At 43.1% G+C, this 18820-nt stretch carries 14 protein-coding genes; 5 read left to right on the top strand and 9 right to left on the bottom strand.

Features of this window, described 5'->3' with window-relative positions; all coding sequences use genetic code 11:
• Nucleotides 1-84: 84 nt before the first annotated feature.
• From FDK13_RS32250 to FDK13_RS32235, 4 genes are all read right to left on the bottom strand, one after another.
• Nucleotides 85-1686, bottom strand: a complete 1602-nt coding sequence (locus tag FDK13_RS32250; RefSeq protein WP_137344146.1) for a RagB/SusD family nutrient uptake outer membrane protein — start codon at nucleotides 1684-1686, stop codon at nucleotides 85-87.
• A gap of 42 nt (nucleotides 1687-1728) precedes the next feature.
• On the bottom strand, nucleotides 1729-5262 hold the full coding sequence (locus FDK13_RS32245) for a SusC/RagA family TonB-linked outer membrane protein (protein WP_137344145.1): 3534 nt from the start codon (nucleotides 5260-5262) through the stop codon (nucleotides 1729-1731).
• A 289-nt stretch (nucleotides 5263-5551) separates the two neighbouring features.
• Nucleotides 5552-6520: a FecR family protein gene (locus tag FDK13_RS32240; protein ID WP_137344144.1), complete on the bottom strand. Its 969-nt coding sequence runs from the start codon at nucleotides 6518-6520 to the stop codon at nucleotides 5552-5554.
• Nucleotides 6521-6611: 91 nt separating this feature from the next.
• On the bottom strand, nucleotides 6612-7220 hold the full coding sequence (locus FDK13_RS32235) for an RNA polymerase sigma-70 factor (protein ID WP_170982972.1): 609 nt from the start codon (nucleotides 7218-7220) through the stop codon (nucleotides 6612-6614).
• 610 nt (nucleotides 7221-7830) lie between these two features.
• Here FDK13_RS32235 and FDK13_RS32230 point away from each other — a divergent pair.
• The 3 genes from FDK13_RS32230 (at nucleotide 7831) to FDK13_RS32220 (ending at nucleotide 10419) form a co-directional block, all read left to right on the top strand.
• Nucleotides 7831-8667 carry an IS982 family transposase gene (locus FDK13_RS32230; protein WP_137344142.1) on the top strand — a complete coding sequence of 279 codons (837 nt, stop codon included), beginning with the start codon at nucleotides 7831-7833 and terminating at the stop codon, nucleotides 8665-8667.
• 101 nt (nucleotides 8668-8768) lie between these two features.
• Nucleotides 8769-9686 carry an IS982 family transposase gene (locus FDK13_RS32225; RefSeq protein WP_137344141.1) on the top strand — a complete coding sequence of 306 codons (918 nt, stop codon included), beginning with the start codon at nucleotides 8769-8771 and terminating at the stop codon, nucleotides 9684-9686.
• A gap of 328 nt (nucleotides 9687-10014) precedes the next feature.
• Complete coding sequence (locus FDK13_RS32220; RefSeq protein WP_137344140.1) at nucleotides 10015-10419, top strand: hypothetical protein; 405 nt, start codon at nucleotides 10015-10017, stop codon at nucleotides 10417-10419.
• Between the two features lie 51 nt (nucleotides 10420-10470).
• Here FDK13_RS32220 and FDK13_RS32215 read toward each other — a convergent pair whose 3' ends face one another.
• From FDK13_RS32215 to FDK13_RS32195, 5 genes are all read right to left on the bottom strand, one after another.
• Nucleotides 10471-11820 carry a TolC family protein gene (locus tag FDK13_RS32215; RefSeq protein ID WP_137344139.1) on the bottom strand — a complete coding sequence of 450 codons (1350 nt, stop codon included), beginning with the start codon at nucleotides 11818-11820 and terminating at the stop codon, nucleotides 10471-10473.
• Entirely contained in the window at nucleotides 11810-14923 is a 3114-nt protein-coding gene (locus FDK13_RS32210; protein WP_137344138.1) for an efflux RND transporter permease subunit, read from the bottom strand. Before FDK13_RS32210 ends, FDK13_RS32215 begins: the two co-directional genes overlap by 11 nt.
• A gap of 44 nt (nucleotides 14924-14967) precedes the next feature.
• Complete coding sequence (locus FDK13_RS32205) at nucleotides 14968-16005, bottom strand: efflux RND transporter periplasmic adaptor subunit (RefSeq protein WP_137344137.1); 1038 nt, start codon at nucleotides 16003-16005, stop codon at nucleotides 14968-14970.
• Nucleotides 16006-16036: 31 nt separating this feature from the next.
• Nucleotides 16037-16438 (bottom strand): hypothetical protein, encoded by a 402-nt coding sequence (locus FDK13_RS32200; RefSeq protein ID WP_137344136.1) that lies wholly within the window; start codon nucleotides 16436-16438, stop codon nucleotides 16037-16039.
• Between the two features lie 111 nt (nucleotides 16439-16549).
• Nucleotides 16550-17107 (bottom strand): Crp/Fnr family transcriptional regulator, encoded by a 558-nt coding sequence (locus tag FDK13_RS32195; protein ID WP_137344135.1) that lies wholly within the window; start codon nucleotides 17105-17107, stop codon nucleotides 16550-16552.
• Nucleotides 17108-17663: 556 nt separating this feature from the next.
• Here FDK13_RS32195 and FDK13_RS32190 point away from each other — a divergent pair.
• Complete coding sequence (locus FDK13_RS32190) at nucleotides 17664-18101, top strand: hypothetical protein (RefSeq protein ID WP_137344134.1); 438 nt, start codon at nucleotides 17664-17666, stop codon at nucleotides 18099-18101.
• Nucleotides 18102-18263: 162 nt separating this feature from the next.
• On the top strand, nucleotides 18264-18692 hold the full coding sequence (locus FDK13_RS32185; RefSeq protein WP_137344133.1) for a HEPN family nuclease: 429 nt from the start codon (nucleotides 18264-18266) through the stop codon (nucleotides 18690-18692).
• The last annotated feature ends 128 nt before the right edge of the window (nucleotides 18693-18820 follow it).

Raw genomic sequence — 18820 nt, 5'->3', positions numbered from 1 at the left:
ACGTTAAATTTTATAAAGTTATTTGAATGAAAACTTGCCAGGTTTATAAAACCCGGCAAGTAAGCAAGTGCAGCAATGGCCTGCTCAGTAATTTGGATTCTGGGTAATGGAACCACCCGAACGGTCGATTTCTACCTGTGGCACAGGAAAGACTTCATTTTTACCGGCGGTGAAATTGGCTCCTTTGCCATTTGAAAAAGGTTTAAGGGAATAGGATTTCATTGTTTCTACAAGAGAATTCCAGCGGATCAGATCAAAGAGACGGTGGTATTCGAGTGCCAGCTCTACCCTACGCTCGTGGCGTACAGCCTTGCGCAGATCGTCGGTCGCTTTCACATCGGCAAGAGGCTTTTGAGCAATTTTCAACACTCTGGAAGTTGCTTCTACGTCTTTACGGGTACTGTTGGAAGCGCGCTGACGAACCTGATTGATGTAACTGGCCGCTTCTGCTTTATCTCCTCCGCTTTCAATAAGTGCCTCGGCATACATCAGCAGCACATCAGCATAACGGATTGGATGGTATGTCCAGGCATCATTTCCCCAACCCTGTCCCCGGCGGGATTCCGGCAAATAGACTTTCCTGTTGTGATAGCCATTGTTAGGATAAGTCGACAAATCGAGAACTTCCGAGGTCCCGTTCAGCTTGGGAAAAACATCGCCCTGCTGTATGACCGAAAACAGCAAACGAGGGTCGCCTTCTTCAAATTCTTCCACCAGATTTCTGGTAGGCAGATCAAAGCCCCAGCCACCCGTGGCACCGCGCGGCGAGCAATATACCGGCGTTGTGCTTCCTATGATCGGAATGGCAGGATCATCACCCATAATGATTGAAAAAACCGCCTCCTTGGTCTTATAACCATTTTCCAGAAATATCTCCTGGAACTCCGGATGAAGCGCAAATGCCTTTGAATCGATCACTTTTTTAGCCGCATCACGGGCTTTGGCAAATAATGAAACATCATCTTTGGCAAAAAACAGATAGGTACGGGCTAGCAAGGCCAGTGAAGCTTCCCTGGTTGCTCTTCCGATTTCTGCGGGCTGAAGGGTCGTTGCAGACAGCATAGCCGGGTCAGCAGCAACAGCAGTAAGTTCTGCTTCGATAAACGCGTAAATTTCCTTGGACGTCGCCCGGTCCAGCTTGGTACGGTCCTCCACGGTGAGTGTTTTGGTAACCAATGGAACTCCGCCAAAAACCTCTGAAAGTTCCAGATAAAACATAGCTCTCAGAAAACGGATCTCATCCAGGTAACGACTTTTTAAAGTGGCGTCCAGAGGAGCGCCCGTCGCATCTATGAGCTGTGCATCCGGAAGTTTTTCCAAAGCTACATTACAATTCCCGATAGCATTATAACGTGCAGTCCAGTAACCGGTTAGCGTTTCGTTGGAAGAAATGGAACGGCCAAACCCAAGATCTGTTACAAACGGCCGGTCACCGGCGTCGGACCCGCCTTTATCGCTATCGTCGGTGGTCATATTACCCAGTTCGGCCCGGGCGGCTTCATACCCCCAGAAATCATAAAAGCCACGGTAACAGGTAATCAGCGACTTAAATGCGGCATCAGGTGATTTGTAAAAGGTTTCGTCAGTCAGGTTTCCCGGAGGGGTTCGGTCCAGAAATTCATCCGAACAGGAAGTACCGGTAAAAACCAGGCACCATACAAGCAGAATAAATGATATTTTTTTCATATTTCAATTCCAGTTAAGAATATCAGTTGTTGTAATGGATGATTAAAATTTCGCATTGATACCAAACATCCAGGTACGGGCCTGAGGAAAATATCCCTGGTCAATTCCGGTCAGCTTGGGATCTGCGGAGCCCATTTCCGGGTCAAGACCGCTGTATTTGGTAATGGTGAAAAGATTCTGTGCACCTACATAAAACCTGATCTGTTTAATCTTTGCTTTTTGTAAAAGCGGTGTCGGGAGACTGTAACCAACCTGCATATTTTTCATGCGCATATAAGAACCATCCTCTACAAAATATTGGGATACATTGGTGTTCAACCCTGCATTCTGTGAAATCTTGTAGTATTCATTGGTACTTCCGGCACCATTCCATGCTTTTTCCAGAAAGCCTTTGGGTGCGTTGTACCAGCCTGTTCCTGCTTCTGTATCATAGCGAAGAATGTTCATTACGTCGTTACCCTGCGAACCCTGGATAAAAGCACTCACGTCAAAGCCTTTGTAAGAGGCATTCAGGGTGAACCCGTAAATAAAGTCCGGCCATGGATTGCCGATTTTTGTACGATCGTCCGCATTCAGGATCTGATCTCCGTTGATATTGCGAAAACGGATATCGCCCGGCGAGGAAAGGCCTTTTTGCGGACTGCTGTTCACTTCATCCTGTGTCTGAAAAATACCGTCAGTCTGGTAGCCATAGTAATAGCCGACCGGCATTCCTTCCTGCGTTTTTGTGATCGTTTCTCCTAAATGCGCCGTTGCGTAAATGGGCTCACCGCCTCCCAGAGTCGTTACTTTATTGGTAAAAGTGGATAGAGTTGCTTTGACACCATATTGAAAACCACCAGCTGCCCCGTCGTAACCTACTGCAAATTCCCAGCCTTTGTTCACCATTTTACCCGCATTGGACCAGGGTGAATTCGGATACCCCAAAGTCGTCGGCAAGGGAACGATCAGCAGCATATTATCAACCGCTTTGTTAAAATAGTCAGCCGTGAAACTCAGTTTACGATGCAGGAAAGTTAGATCCAGGCCGATATCGGTTTGTGTGGAGGTTTCCCATTGCAGCATTGGATTTCCGATACTTGACCTTCCCGCTCCTAGATACGAAGTGGTATTGTTTCCGAGAAGATAGCGTCCATTGTTGCCATACGTCGATAGATAGGCTCCGTTGCCAATATTCTGATTTCCGATCAGGCCATAACTTGCACGCAGCTTTCCATCACTAAGCCATTTCAACCCGGCATCTTTAAGGAAATTTTCCTGTGTAAAATTCCAGGCCGCCGACACAGAAGGAAATGTCCCCCATCTGTAATCCTGGTCAAACCGGGAGGTACCATCGCGGCGCACATTTCCGGTAATGACATACCGGCCTCCATACGAGTAACTTACCCGGCCAAAATAAGAATTCAGCGCATTGGAATACGTATAACCGGATACAGCGGGATTAATGGTAGCCGAATTGATAAGACGCATATCCTCATTATTGTTGACAATTCCTTGTTTCGAAGCGCCGTATTCCAGTCCTCTTGTGAGCTCCGCCGAAGTTCCAGCCAGTGCATTCAGACGGTGCTGGCCCCATACCTGGTCATACGCAAGGGTATTTTCCCAGACAAAGTAATTGGACCAGGTCGAATAATTGCTTACGGTATTGTATGTGCTGTAATCATATCCGTTCAGGAAATACTGCGGTGTAAAGCCTTTGGAAAGCCCGCGCTGAATATCCATTCCGAAATTGCTCCTGAATTTAAGCGGCTCCAGAATCTTTACTTCCAGATTGGCACCACCTTTCAGGCTGATCCCTTCCCATATACTCTGCCGCATTCTTTCAATCTGTGCAACCGGATTGGGTTTGTTGGAATAAAGTACGCCGGCATATCTTGAAAAAGGATTGCTCGCATCATACCCCTGCATTATAGTTGGATAAAAAGAAGGAACAGCCGTAAGGTTATCCCTGTAAACCGGCGTGATCGGATCGGCCGTCATGGCACTGAATATGGTTCCGGAATAAGGATTGTTTTCATCAATATTGCGGCGGCTCTCGTACACAACAGCGATATTGCTTCCCAGTTTTACGCGGTCATTCAATTGAGCATTTACATTGTTACGCCATGAGATCCGGCGGTAATCTGAACCACGTACGATCCCTTTCTGATCCATATAACCTACGGAAGAAGCAAAATCAACTTTTTTGCTGCCCCCTGAAACGGTTACATTATAACTTTGAACCGGGGCGTTTTTCTGTGTAATGTAATTCCACCAGTCGGTTCCCTGAGCGCCCGTATTGGCCCGGACAAAATTCAGTGCTTCCACTTTATTAGCAGCTGAAATAGGCGGCGTTACACCCACAGCCTCGGCAGCACGGTTTTTATAATTGATAAATTCCTCTGCATTGAGCATGTGCGGACGTTTCCACGGTGACTGCAGGCCATAATAACTGTCAAAAGTAACACTCATCGATTCCGATTTGGTGCCCTTTCTCGTGGTGATGATCACAAGCCCGTTGGATGCGCGGGAACCATAAATGGCCGCAGCCGAAGCATCCTTATGAATATCCATGGTTTCAATATCGCTTGGGTTCAGCCAGCCGATTCCGCTTTGAGGCAGTCCGTCGACAATGTACAGAGGCTCATTGGAATTATTGATGGAGCCGATCCCGCGAATCCTTACCACCCCGGCAGAACCCGGACTTCCGCTGCTTTGTGTTACCATGATACCGGCAGCTTTTCCCTGTAAAGCATCCGTAGCCGTCCTGACCGGCATATTCCGGATTTCATCTCCTCCTACCGAAGACACCGCTCCGGTCACGTCCTTTTTGGAAACTGAGCCATAACCCACTACGACTACCTCAGAAAGGGCTTTCAAATCGGCAGTAAGTTTTATATCGATTACCGAACGGTTGTCTACCAGCAATTCGGTAGAAAGATATCCGATAAAAGAAAATACAAGTGTTGCATCCCCGGCAACATTTGAGAGCTCATAACGGCCTTCATTGTTGGTAGTAGTCCCGATACTTGAATTCTTCACAATCACACTAGCACCCGGCAAAGGCTCACCGGTGGCCACATCCGTTACAATACCTGAAACCGACGCAGCTGAACGAATGGTTTTCTGTGAAGTACCCTGGGCATATAGGGAGGCGAGCATATTTGTGGATTGCGCAGAACTATACTGCATGACCGGCAGCGGTTGCAATGAAGTTTTTGGTTCTGATTCCGAAGCTGGCTGTGGCCTATCCCCGCTTTCATTGGAATAAATCACGTAAAATTTTTCTCTTAACTTTTTGAATGAAAGATTATTAGGTTCCAGTATTTTTTTCAGGTAATGTTCCAGAGTCAGATTCTTACCGGATTCTTTCACTGTTTTTCCGTTCACATAACCGGAGTTATATAAAAAGGAAACATTAAACTGTTTTTCCAGTTCTCTCAGTTTGTTTTCAAGGGTTACCACCTGCTGATGGTTCCTCTTAAAACCCGGACTGGTTTTATCGAGCCTTGACAGTGTAATTTCCTGCGCATTTGCCTGCAGAAAAATGCAGCAGCAAAAGCCAATCAGATTAAGGGTAATGATCAATGGTTTCATAGGCAAAAGGTTGGAATAGGTTAGTATTAATTTGTAAAAATGAAAGCTGATATTATATAATTTCGCATTCTACCCTTATAGTAACTTTTCCTTCGGCCTTCCGCCATTGTTTCCATTAAATTTTACAATTTATTTTTATAGAGTAATATTAATTACCAAAATATGAAGTAATAATCAATACTTTAAGTTAAATAAAAAAATTTTATTTAACTTAATAATTTAAATTATTAAGTTAAATTTCGCATTTCAACTATTTATAATGCTTAGTTGATAACATAAACAGGTTCTTTTACTTTATTCTGTCAGCAATGATAAGCTGGTCGCCGTCCTTTTGAATTGTAACCGATGAAGCCTCGGCAATTCCCAGCAGAAGAACTTCCATGTTAGCTGTGGGTACCGACCCGGAGATCTGCCTTTCCAGTAACTCCGGATTTCCGGTCTTCATTTTGAGGCCATAGGTTTCTTCCAGCATGACTGAAATTTCCTTTAAAGAAGAATTTTTAAAAATAAGTTTGTGGTCCTTCCAGGCCGAATACGTTGAGATTTCAACTTTTTTACGCACAAATTGTACCGGTTTTTCAGTGAATTGCATCATTTCCCCCGGTTTCAGAATCAGCGTATCGCCCCCTGCATCACTCAGATTACACCGCACTCTTCCTTCGTTCAATACCACGCGCGTTCCGCTTTTTCTGGATGCCACATTAAACTGCGTTCCCAACACATCCAGACTAAAATCAGGGTTTGTCCGGACCCGGAATTTCCTGTGATCTTTGGTATGGATTACTTTAAAATAAGCCTCGCCGGAAAGATTAACTTCCCTTATTCCTTTTTTCTGCCAGTCGGTTTGATATGTTATCTGAGAATTTCCATTCAAAGTCACTTCTGATCCGTCGGGTAAAAATACCTTCCTGGTTTCCCCATAAGCGGTTCTTTCCGTTTGGGTCGAAGGATTGAGAAAGTAGTATATACCAAGTCCGGCAATGAGCAAAACCAAAACAGATGCAGCAATTCTCGTATATCCTAAATAAAAGCGTCTGCCAAAAGAAATTTCAACCTTCTTTTCCTGCTCAATTTCGTCCTGGATTTTAGCAAAAACTCTGGTTTCCATTGCGTTCAAAGCATTTTCTGAAAGTATAGATGTGAAATCAGATCGCTGATCACCGGAGTTATACCAGCTTTCCAGCTCTTCCGCTTCCTCAGCCGAGCAACGACCCTTCTTTTCTTGTTCCAGCAAATACAGCAATCGGTCCTTTTCCATTTGTTCGTCTAACTTCTCTTTCTAATTAACAGTAACATTGCGGACTCTATTCCGCCGGAATTTTCTTTAAATATTTTAGTAACTGACCATTTCAGTGGAGATTTGCCAGTATCAAAAGAACTAATGCAAAATCTTTCAGATCTTCCCTCAGTATTTTCAAGGCCTTTCCCATGTGTTTCTCCACGGTGTCTATGGGAATGTTCAATTGTACAGCTATTTCTTTGTAACACAGGTTTTCGCGTCGGCTAAGGATATATACTCTGCGAAATTTTTCAGGAAGCTTTTCTATACTTTTTTGCAACGCTTCTGCCAGTTCTTCATAGTAAAGCTGATCTTCAATGTAATTATGCCCGACAGCAGGTGTATGCAGAAGATGATCAAGATAAGCCTCTTTTATTTTGCGCGAACGGATCAGATTGTAAATGCTATACCGGAGTGCGCCAAAAAGATAAGCTTCCAGTGAAACACTTAAAATTAACGTGTTTCGTCTGGTCCACAGATCCACAAACAATTCCTGTATCATTTCTTCACATTCTTCCCGTAAAAGAAGGCGCTTGTAAGCCGAGTCGAACAACCGTCGCCAGTATTTCTTATATAACTGGGCAAATGCATCCCTGTCTCCCAGCTTCAGGCCGGAAAATAACTCTTCATCTGCCTTATGAGAATTATTCAGAGTGATAATAAAAAAAGTTGAGAGCACGCAATTTGGCAAAAATGGCTGACAATTCTGCTATTTTATTCTTGATCAATTTGATAACTTTCAGATACCGTATGCTACTGAAATAAGTGATAGTTTTTGGCTATCTTACTCTTATGCATTTTTTAGACATGAAAAGGCTGGCATAAATTAAGGTTCGTGCACCCTTCAAAAGTGAACGTGTAATTTGTAATCAGTCACGTTTCATTGATTGTAGATTTTCTGCTCCGTATAGCTATAGATTCCTGAACAAAGCGGTGGCTTAACATATTCTACTTCCCAACACTTTTTGAACCGTATTTTAAGTGTAAACACTTTTATAAATGCCCTTGTTTTAAAAGCATCCCATTGCCAGCTATAAAGTAGGCCGTAATACGTATAAAACGGATCCAATTTATTCATATACAAAAATATACGCAAATTAATATAATCACAGTGGCACTTTTTTTTAACCAGTCATTATGACTATCAATGTTTATTTAAAATTAACTACACCGGCAAGTATAAATTAACCCGTTGGGTGAAATAGAATAGACATAAAAAAGAAGAATGTATATTGGGTTAATATACTGAATTTCAGTATATTAAAGTCGCCAAACAAACCCCAATATGCATGTCAAAATTAGTAAATAATTACCACAAAATTCTTGAAACACTTGAGTCTTTGAATATTGCTTCAATTGTACGTAAAACTGGAAGGAAGCCAAAGATGACTGATTTGCAAGTAGTTGCATTAAGTTTGACAGCTGAGTATATGTCCATAGACAGCGAAAATCTACTTTTTCAAATGATTCCTTTGGGTTCGATTGACAATCTTTTGGAAAGAAGCCAATTTAATAAGCGCCGTCGAAAATTGTTGGATTTTACTGAGCGACTACGAACAGGTTTAAGCCGTAATTTTATTGAATTTGAGGATTATTTTATAATTGATTCAATGCCATTAGAAATTTGCAAAATAGCAAGGCATAAAAGAGTTAAAATTTGTAAAGAAAATTTTGAAACTGCTCCTGAAAAGGGGTTTTGTGCATCTCAAAATACCTGGTTCTATGGATACAAACTGCATGCAGTATGCACAATGTCGGGTGTTTTTAGCTCAATTGACATTACCAAAGCCAATGTTCATGACATAGCATATTTAAAAGATGTTAAACTGCAACTGTCTGATGCAGTGATACTTGGTGATCGTGGATACATATCAAATCAACAGCAATTAGACTTATTTGAATCAGTTAATATTCGCCTGGAAACACCAATGAGAAGTAATCAGAAGAAATATAAAAAACAGGCATATGTCTTCAGAAAAACCAGAAAAAGAATAGAAACGCTTTTTTCTCAATTATGTGATCAGTTTATGATCAGGAGAAATTACGCTAAAAGTTTTGATGGTTTTAGAACAAGAATTATTGCAAAAATTACTGCTTTGAATTCGATTCAATATATTAATAAATAACCTGAATTCGGGATAAGAATTTGGTTTATATGTTATGAAAACAGGGAAAATATTTGTATATTTAAGTATCTGACATTCAAATATTTAACCTATATATTCCCATGTTTTCAAAGGATAAAGTTACTGAAATATTTTGTACCGTAGACGATTTTTGCAAGGAATTTGATCTGCGCATTAAAGAATTAAAGCAAGTTCAAGTAAGTGGAGAAAAACGATATAGAAACAGGTGTTTATCCATGTCTGATTCAGAAATTCTAACCATTTTGATTTGTTTTCACTTGGGAGCACACAAAACATTTAAACATTATTACCAACAAATTGTACAAGATCATTGGGCAGATTTATTTCCTAACAACTTGTCTTATAATCGTTTTGTTGAGGTGCAAAGTCGTTATTTTGTCGTGATGGCTTTATTTTTGAAAGAGAAAGGCCTTGGTAAATGTACAGGAATAAGCTTTATGGACAGTACCACATTAAAAGTTTGCAGAAATCAGAGAATTCATAACCATAAAGTATTTAAAACCTTAGCTGCAAGAGGTAAGTCCTCAATGGGGTGGTTTTTTGGTTTCAAGCTGCATTTGGTTTGCAATGAAAAGGGAGAATTACTTTCTTTCTATTTGACCAAAGGTAATGTCGATGACCGGAACCCAAAGCACATTAAAAAGCTTACTGAGCAACTTTTTGGCAAAATTTATGCTGACAAGGGTTATTTGTCAAAGGCGCTATGGGAGATGTTATTTGCTGACGGAATGCAGCTAATTACGAAGGTTCGTAAGAACATGAAAGGTCATATTATGGAGCTGAAAGACAAGCTTTTACTTAGAAAACGAGCTATTATTGAAACCATAAACGATGAATTAAAGAACCTATGCCAGATAGAACATACCCGGCATAGATCTGTTAATAACTTCATTATGAACATACTTGGTGCCCTGATTGCCTATTGCTTCTTTCCTAAAAAGCCTTCACTTAATATTGAAGAAGTTAAAGTAAATCAACTTTCTTTAACTATTGCTTAAACCGAATTCACGTTAAATACGTAATGAATAGAAGCACAAATAACATCAAAATTCAAATCACTTAATTTCACCCAACAGGTTAAATACTGATTCACTCCACGCAGCTATAAGAAAATTCGGCTCAGAAAATTTCTCTATTGAAGAAATTGATTTTGGAACAACAAAAAAAGATTTAGAAAAACGAGAAATTGAATGGATTAGTAAACTCAACACCTTAATTCCATACGGTTACAATATTTCGAAAGGCGGTGTAAGTGGTGGTTCAAATAAAAGACCTACAATCGTAGACGATTTTCGATTTGTAAGTGTAAAGGAAGCCTCAGAGTATTTGGCAAAATCGAGAAATATTTCAGTTTTTGCTGCTGCTAGGAGGATACTGTCGGGAAGAATCGATGTACAAACTCCATCAAAACCTGGTGAAAGCTATGTCAAGACTAAGGTATACAGAGCTTGGAGTAATATTAAGACTGCCTTGAATCCTCGCTCCAAAGACCATATTCCAAATATCACAATGTGCGAATCCTGGCGTGATTTCAAAAAATTCAGAAATGATGTAGGAGAGCAAATGGATCCTAATATGACATTTAGTCGGCTGGATAAGAGTAAAGGATTCTATCCAGAGAATTGTTCCTGGCTAACTAAAAGTGAAGCGAGCAAAATCAATGCTGAATTTATGAAAAAGAATGGACGACTGATTGGTAGAAAAAGGCAGTATTCAAAGATTGATAAATGATACAAAAACAGGAAGCCACTTCCGACTTCCTGCCTTCCAATCCCAACCCCCTCAAAACCGCTCCGTCAATATCCTCAGATCCGAAACGGCCAGCCGGTAACCCAGTTGAGCGGCGAACAGATCAGCTTCAGATTTGGCCAGCAGCGATTTCGTGTTCAGTACATCGGATTCGGTGTTCAGGCCGGCGAACTTTCTGTCGAGCTGCACTTTCAGTTCCTGCTGGCGGTACGTATAGGCACGTTCGGCAACCGCGATGAGCGACTGTGCCTGGCGGATCTTTCGGTAGGCCTTTTCTACGCTGTTGTTTACTTCATCTTTTTTATCGGACAAAAGTACCTGCTCCTGCTGCGAAACCAGGTACCGCTGCCGGATCACCTCTTTGTTACTGAAAATATCCTGCACATTCCATTTCAGACTGGCGCCGACGAAGGGGTTGTTCTGCGGAAAAATAATATTTCCCTTTTGGAAGTTATAGCCGGCAAATACGCCAATATCCGGCCGGTAGCTCAATTTCCCTGCTTTCACGCCAAGTTCACTTTTTGATTTACCAAGCTCGGCCAGCTGGATATCCACGTTATTTTCCATCGCTCCGGTTTTGTAATCTTCCAGTGTTCTGGTCGCTTCTACGGGCGTGAGTGATACATTTTCAAGACTAATCTGCCCCGGTTCCAAACCGGTCAGCCGGCTCAGATCGGCCAGGTAGTCCTCCTGCTGGATTTCCAGTTTCAGAAGATTCTGTTCTTCGTCGGCAATATTGGCCTGCAAACCGGACTCGTTGGATTCAATGGTTTTACCTGATAATTTACCGCTTTCCACATCGTAAAATTTCATCCTGGCCAGCTCCATTTTGGCACGTGCCTCTTCCTGCTGTTTCTGTGTGATCAGTATGCCGTAATACAGCTTTTCCACCGCCTGGCGAATTTGCAGCGACACCTTGATTTTCTCACGGTCAGCAATTTCCACATCCGTTTTCGCAACTTCCACGCCGGTGCGGATCTTGCTCAGCTGGGAGATCGGCTGATAGATCGTCGCGCCCGCATTGAAAGTCTGATGCTGTCCGAGATCAAAATTCAGTTCATTGTTCGGTAAGGCCACATTTCCTGCCGGCAACGGGATTACGCCCAGTGCCCCCTGCGGAATGGAAAGCTGGCCGATACTAGCATTGTACTGGTAGGTCGAGCTGACAGAAACTGCCGGGTAAGCCTTGATCCGGTCCTCCTTGACCCTGGACCGCTTTTCGTCCAGCTGCAAGGATTTTACACTGTATAATTTATTGTTTTGCAGGGCTTTATCAATGGCCTGATCCAGACTCAACGGTGTTTGCTGAGCCATTATATTTCCGGCAAAAAGAAGCAGTGCCCCAGCCAGAAAGCCAGATAAATGTATGTTCTTAAATTTCATGTTGCTCTGTCATTAAGCTATTTTTCACTAATCCCTCCTTGTCCGACGGTTTCATCCAGCCGATGTAAAGTACTGGCACGGTCAGCAGTGCCATCACCATACTCCATATCACCCCCACGGCAATCACGCTCGCAAGCGGGCTCCACATGGGCGAGCCGGAAATGATCATCGGAAGCACACCGATTGCCGCTGCCATGGCGGTCAGGAAGATCGGACGAAGACGTCTTTTACCGGATTCCACTGCGGCAGTGGGTATATCCATGCCGTGGTGCCTGATCAGTTCGTTGGTGTGGTCGATCAGGATGATGGCATTCCGCACGACGATCCCCGACAGGCTGATCAGCCCGACAAAGGCCGTAAAGCTGAAATTGTTTCCCGTAATATACAGGCCGAACAAGGCGCCAAAAAGGCTCAGCGGGATCGTCAGCATGATAATGGCGACTTCTTTCAGATTCCGGAATTGCAGCAGAAGCACCAGAAATATCAGCACCAGGCTCACGCCCAAAACCTTGATCATCTGACTGAACGTTTCCTGTTTGTTGGCATACTCCCCGCCGTACTGGATCTGGTATCCCGCCGGAAGTGTGAGTTTGGCAATTTCGGGCTGAATTTCTTTCAGCAGCTGAGAAGGCAGCGTGCCGGGCTGTGTTTCGGACTGGACCGTCAGCGTACGGACACCGTTTCTGTGCATGATCTTTCCGGTAAACCATTGCGGCACAATATCGGCTACCTGCCTGAGCGGCACACTGGCGCCGGTCACGGGAGATTCGAGATACGTATTTTCAAGATCGTCGGTAGAACGGCGGTTTTTTTCATCCAGTCTCAAAACAATATCCACCGGCTCGTTTCCTTCGTACATGGTCGCCACCGGCGCACCGGCAAAACCCACATACACCGAACTTGCGATGCTGGTGGTGGTAAAACCAAGACGGCTCGCGTCGTTTTTCAGCTGGATGGCGATACCATAATAATCTTCACGGAAATCATTGCGGACCAGCCGGTTTCCTTTGGCTTTTTTAATAACCTCCGCCACCTGTGCCGCGATCTGTTTCAGCCGGTTGATATCTTCCCCGATAATCCTCACCTCCACCGGTGCTTTCAGCGACTGCCCCTGCTGCATGAGTTTTACCTGTACTACCCCTTCCGGAACGAGGTTATCCACCACGTGCGAAAGCTCCTCAGCCAGCTCATCAGTCGTTTCTTCCGTTTCGGTATTAATCAGGATCTGGGCGTAATTCTGAACCGGTACCTCGGGTGAAAAATTGTAATAAAAACGCGGGGCACTGGTCCCGACAAATGTTGCATAGGAAGTCACCCGTTTATCGGCCTTTACCATTTTTTCCACCTTGGCAATAGACTGACCGGTACGGTTCATCTTTGTTCCGGTCGGCATCCAGAGTTCTACCACAAGCTGGTTTCGTTCTGCTGCCGGGAAAAATTGTTGTTTAATACCTTTGGTATAAAGTAGCCCTGCAACAAGTATCGTGCTCAAACTGGCGATCACCGTTGTTTTCGGATGTCGTACACACCAGCCCAGCGCGGCATTATAACCTGTCTGCATTTTATCCAGCAAACTTTCCTTTTTCTTTTTATCAGCCGCTGCGTCGCTGTGATCATGCAATCCTTTTTTTATAAATGTGTAACACAAAAGCGGGGTGAGCACCATCGCAACGATAAAAGACGAACTCAGCGCAATGGCAACGGTCACGGGCAAAGCATGAATAAATTCACCGACTGTCCCGGTAAGCAAAACCATCGGCGCAAAAGAGGCGATGATCGTCACGGTGGCAGCAAGCACAGGAATAACCAGGTCGCTCGCACTGCGCCAGGCCGCCGTCCACCGGTCTATACCTTCATCCAAAAGCTCCACGTAATTGTCGGCAATGACAATGGCATCATCCACGACCATACCCAGAACGACGATCAGTGCGGCCAGCGAAACCTGGTGTAGTTCAATGCCAAAGGCATTCATCAGCGCAAAAGTAATGGCGACCGTCATCGGTATGGCCATGGCGGCAACGGCTGCGATCCGGAATGGCAGCAGCAAAATCACGACCACTACCACTGAAATGATAGCCAGAAAAAATTCCCTTATAAAGTGGGTGATATTCGAATCCACCATTTGCGGCTGGTTGACGATGGTGGTCAGTTTGACATCATCCGGCAGCAGTTTTTTAACCTCGGCCACCTTCTTCTGTACTTCATCGCCAAACTGTACAATGTTGTTTCCTTCCTGCATCTGCACCGACAGGATCATGGCCTTGTTGCCGTTGACGGTCGTTTTGCTGGTGGGGTCATTGTAGGTTCTTGTCAAAGTGGCCACATCCCCCAGGCGGATCGTCTGTCCTGTTTTGGAACTGCCCACGATCTGGTTGGCAATTTCACTTTCCGAATTGTAATATCCGTCGGTGTACAGCGGCGTCTGGCTGTTCTCGGTTTTAATATCACCTGTTGCGTTAATGGCGTTCTGGCTTTGCAGCACTTTGATCACCTGGCTCAGACTCAGACCATATTGCGAAAGTTTCTCCGAATTGGAGCTGATCACGATCTGTTCTTTCTGCTCGCCGATTCTTTTCACCTTGGAGGTGGCAGGAACGGTTCGTATCGCGTCTTCGAGTTTTTTGGTATAATCTTTCAACTGAAGATAACTGGATGCATTACTTTCCACGCCGATCACCAGCGCCTCCGTATCGCCAAAATCCGAGTTGACAACCGGCCCTTTTACACCAGCCGGAAGGTCCATTTGTTTTGAGATCAGTAACTGATGCCGCAGTTTACTCCAGAAAATATCCGGCTCTTTTACCTGCTCGCCAAGTTCTACATTCACCACCACCATGCCGTCGGACGTGGTAGAATAGGTTTTGGCCTTGTTAACTTCTGAATATTGAAACAGATATTGTTCCAGTTTTTTGGTCACCTGATCTTCCACCTGGGCCGAATTGGCTCCGGGAAAATAGGCGATAACCAGACCCTGCCGGATCGTGATTTTAGGGTCCTCGCGCCGCGGCATATTCAACAGCGAATTGACGCCAACCGCGAACAACAACAGCAGCACCGAAAGGGTGACCTGTTTGTATTTTAATGATGCTTCTACAAAATTCATGCGATTTCAGTTTGCAGGTTTTGGGTGATTGGGTACCGTTTCATTTATTTGGTTACCGTTATGTCTGCGCCGTCGGTCAGTTTATTTTGTCCTGCGGTTACGATCACATCGCCCGGACTGAGCCCGGACAGAATTTCGATGTAGTTGTCGGTCAGCTGCCCCAAACTTACTTTTCTTTCAAAAGCCTTATTTTTAGTCTTATCCACCACGTACACGATGTTTTCATTGTTGAGATTTCTCAATACCGCTTCGGTGGGTATGGCCAGAAACTCGCTTTTCGCACCGGAATTGATCCTGGCTTCTGCAATCATTCCCGGCCTGATAATCAGTTTGGGATTGTTGATCGTAATTTTCACCGTAAAGGCCCTTGACGAAGGATCGGCAGCTGAGCCTACTTCGGTTATTTTTCCTTTAAATGTTTCATTCAGGGACGACACCAGCACCGTCGCTTCCTGACCGATCTTGATATTCTGCAATTCACTTTCCGGGATATACGCATTAGCCTTCACCGTACGGATATCAGACACGACAAACAGCGGAGTACCGCTTCCGGTGATCTCCCCTACCTCGGCATTTCTCTTTAACAAAACCCCGCTGATGGGACTGTACAATTTGGTATCCGACAGATTTTTTGCCTGTAATTTCTGCTGTGCTTTTGCCTGATCGAGCCCGTGGCTGATTTTCGTAAAGTCACTTTCGCTGATGCTTTTGCGGTCGTACATGATTTTCAGCCGCTCGTATTCATCCGCCACCTGCGCCACCTGCACATCGGCAATTTCTTTTCCAATTGCATAATTGGTAGGTTCCAGACTGGAAATCAATTGCCCTTTGTTTATTTTCTGGCCTTCGTTGGCAGCGATGTAACTGATCTTTCCTGCGACCATAAAACCCAGGCGGACCGTTTTTTCGCCTTCGATGTTTCCGCTGATCGATATCTCGCGGTCGGATTTCCGGTTTTCGACAGTAGACGTCACGACGGCAATGGAATTAACAGGTGCTTCCGAGCCATCCTTTGGCCCCTTGTTGCAGGAAGCAACCGTAAGCGCAGCCAGCGCAAATGTATAAAGCTGAATATGTTTCATAATATGGATAAATTAAGTATCTGGCTGATTCTTATAATGTCAACGATTGATTATCCCGACTGGCGATCCGCTGCGTATCTATGCCCAGAAAAACCAGGGACCGGCGGATCAAATCTCTAAACCCGGTTTCTCCTGTTATGAAAAAAGACATTTCGTCTCTCGTATTTTCATTGATCACCGATTCCAGCGTTTCCTGTGGCAGCACACCCGGATGTAATGTGCTCAGCAACTCGTCGTATACAAGAAAGCGTTCAGGGAAATGGTTATGTAAAATCGTCATTTCTCTTGAAAAAAGCGCGTCGTTATTTTCAGCAAAAAAGAGCAGCGAAACATGATCGTCCGGATGCTGAACCAGGCGATTTTTTGCGTTCTGGTAAGATTCGGCAATCCCCGTTTCGTCGGTTACAAAAATATGATGCTGTGTATGATCCATAATCCGGGCTGTTAGAACGATTTTTTCAATAACCATGCAAAGCTCGGGGCAACGAAGGAGTTTTCTTTTAAGCTAGATTAAAAAATGAAAAAAGGGTAAAATATTTTTTTCTCAGCGCTGCGCCCTCAAAACACTCAATGTCTGCTGTGTGATGCCAATATAAGAGGCAATATGGCCCAGATTGGCACGTAACAACAAGCCAGACTGATGCACTTCAATCGTTTTGTACCGCTCCTGGGCCGACTGAAACTGAATAGAATGCAACCTGTCGGAAAATGACCGCAGCACATCGATCAGCAGAAAACTGATCACTTTCTGCAAAGCCGGATACGTTTCAGCCATTTTTTCGATTTCATGATATGATACGGAAAGTACAGTGCCGGGTTCCAGCGCTTCCAGTCCGTAAGGCGAAGGGCGGTTGTAGAAAATGCTTTCCAGCGGCAACGTGAAGGTATTTTCCTCAAAAAAGTAGTGGGTAATATCCTTTCCGTCTTTCAAATAATAGGTACGCAAAAGCCCCGTCTCAACATAGTAAACTTTTTTACCATGATTGTCCGGTTCAAGAATTTTTTGTCCTTTAAAAACCTGCTCCAATTTAAAGATGGAAGCCAGGCACGCAGCGTCCTCAGGTGCAAAAGATTGTGATTCAAAAAATCGGGTAAGGCTCATAACGATTCAAATTTTCCTTTGGAATGAAAGTAGCCAGAAATTCTTTTGTTTCGAAACCGGAAGGGAAATTTTCCTGTAAACAGGGTGACCTGCGAAAGCTTTCGCCCAATCTTCCCCTCTGCAAGCCTCTTGTAAAACCATTTTTTCAGCATTGAACAACTCTATTTACGCTACAAAGATGGAAATCCCAAGCACAGGGAGTGTTATATGCCGGGTGGGATAAGTTGTATAAATCACTGGTTGGATGTGGCTGCGGGAAGTTGGGTAGATAATTGTGGAATCCGGCCTTTTGGGATTATGGCGAAGAAAATGATGATGTGGGATTATTGGTATTTTTAGTTTAATTATACGTAAGATCTAAATAATCACAAAAAGTACTACAAAACTTTCGCATATTACACTGTTATGCGTCACCCTATGACTATAGACAATACTAACATTAACCGACAGAATAAAATGAACAGAAATACAGACAAGACAGAAAAACCAACCGCACATTTAGCACATTTGGTTTTGCCCGACACACAAGCCAACTGATTCAAAACATACTCTAAGTTTGCCGACAATTATTACAAATTTAATTCTAATAATCACTTTTGTAATTAAAATACTCAATCCTAATAGTTTAGAATTAGCAAGTAACAGGTTAAGAGAACTTACTTCAAAAAACGAATCTGATAAAAAGGGAAGTTTGGAAGATTTCCTTAAAAACTATAATCAAATTGAATATATACTCGAAAAATACGGAACAGCATTTTCCAACAATGATCTGCAAGATTATGATACATTTAGGAGAAGAATAGCAAAATCTAAATTGGTAAACATTTTATTTAAGGAAGAAAAGATTGACTATAATTTAAGAAACAATCTCATTAAGTTAATTTCTTTTAGAAATAGCATAATTCACGGAAGCGAACTTTTTGTTTCCAAGGATGATGTGGAATTATCTGAAAGTATTTTGAACCAACTCAAATCAATATTACAAATAATGTGAAACGCAGCTAACATCGAGTTCGCAGTTGGTGGAATTAGTGATAAATCAAAAGTTATCGATTTTTACAAAATTTAGTGATTTTTGAACGTTTCGGCTTCAAAATACACTTCTTTACTAAGCGGCAAAACGTTGGTAAAAACCAAAACTAAGTTATCCAAAAATATGGAAAAAGAAAGAAATGACATACCGCTATGGACTTGGTTCAACGGACAATTTCTGTTTCAATTTGAAGAGCAACTTGAAAAAAATCCCAACAAGACAATCGCGGAATTTTTTAAAGACTTTCTTGTCGATCAAAAGCTTAACAACTTTAATTTTTATCACACAAAAAACCAAGGTACAATAATTTTTTTAATGTACGGACTAATGGTTATTCCAAAGGAAATTTGGGAAAAAAGTAAAACAGACTTTCCGTTTTCGACAAGACAAAAATTCAAATTCAATCCACTATCAGACCAAAGTATTGACACTTTAAATTTTCTACGACTGCTTCGAAATTCTTTAGCACACGCCAATTTTTCTTTAGACTCAGACGAAGACTTTGGACTTTTTGGAACTTTAAAGACAGCAAGGCTAAAAATTTTGAAGTAAGCATTAAACACGCTGACCTTGGGCATTTTATAGCAGAAATTGGGAAATATTATTTAAACGACGTAAAAAAACAATTACCTAAATTGGCTGCTACTAACAAGAATTTTTCGAAAAATAGCTGAACATAA

Origin of the sequence: Dyadobacter frigoris (assembly GCF_005280585.1) — a bacterium.
Taxonomy (GTDB): domain Bacteria; phylum Bacteroidota; class Bacteroidia; order Cytophagales; family Spirosomataceae; genus Dyadobacter; species Dyadobacter frigoris.
Note: the sequence above shows the minus strand (reverse complement) of the source record. Positions and strands in the feature narration are given on the sequence as shown.

Bases quoted from the DNA above. Each gene is read 5' to 3' on its own strand.
- FDK13_RS32250 (WP_137344146.1), bottom strand. From the start codon at position 1,686: ATGAAAAAAATATCATTTATTCTGCTTGTATGGTGCCTGGTTTTTACC.
- FDK13_RS32245 (WP_137344145.1), bottom strand. From the start codon at position 5,262: ATGAAACCATTGATCATTACCCTTAATCTGATTGGCTTTTGCTGCTGC.
- FDK13_RS32240 (WP_137344144.1), bottom strand. From the start codon at position 6,520: ATGGAAAAGGACCGATTGCTGTATTTGCTGGAACAAGAAAAGAAGGGT.
- FDK13_RS32230 (WP_137344142.1), top strand. From the start codon at position 7,831: ATGTCAAAATTAGTAAATAATTACCACAAAATTCTTGAAACACTTGAG.
- FDK13_RS32225 (WP_137344141.1), top strand. From the start codon at position 8,769: ATGTTTTCAAAGGATAAAGTTACTGAAATATTTTGTACCGTAGACGAT.
- FDK13_RS32215 (WP_137344139.1), bottom strand. From the start codon at position 11,820: ATGAAATTTAAGAACATACATTTATCTGGCTTTCTGGCTGGGGCACTG.
- FDK13_RS32210 (WP_137344138.1), bottom strand. From the start codon at position 14,923: ATGAATTTTGTAGAAGCATCATTAAAATACAAACAGGTCACCCTTTCG.
- FDK13_RS32205 (WP_137344137.1), bottom strand. From the start codon at position 16,005: ATGAAACATATTCAGCTTTATACATTTGCGCTGGCTGCGCTTACGGTT.
- FDK13_RS32200 (WP_137344136.1), bottom strand. From the start codon at position 16,438: ATGGATCATACACAGCATCATATTTTTGTAACCGACGAAACGGGGATT.
- FDK13_RS32195 (WP_137344135.1), bottom strand. From the start codon at position 17,107: ATGAGCCTTACCCGATTTTTTGAATCACAATCTTTTGCACCTGAGGAC.
- FDK13_RS32185 (WP_137344133.1), top strand. From the start codon at position 18,264: ATGGAAAAAGAAAGAAATGACATACCGCTATGGACTTGGTTCAACGGA.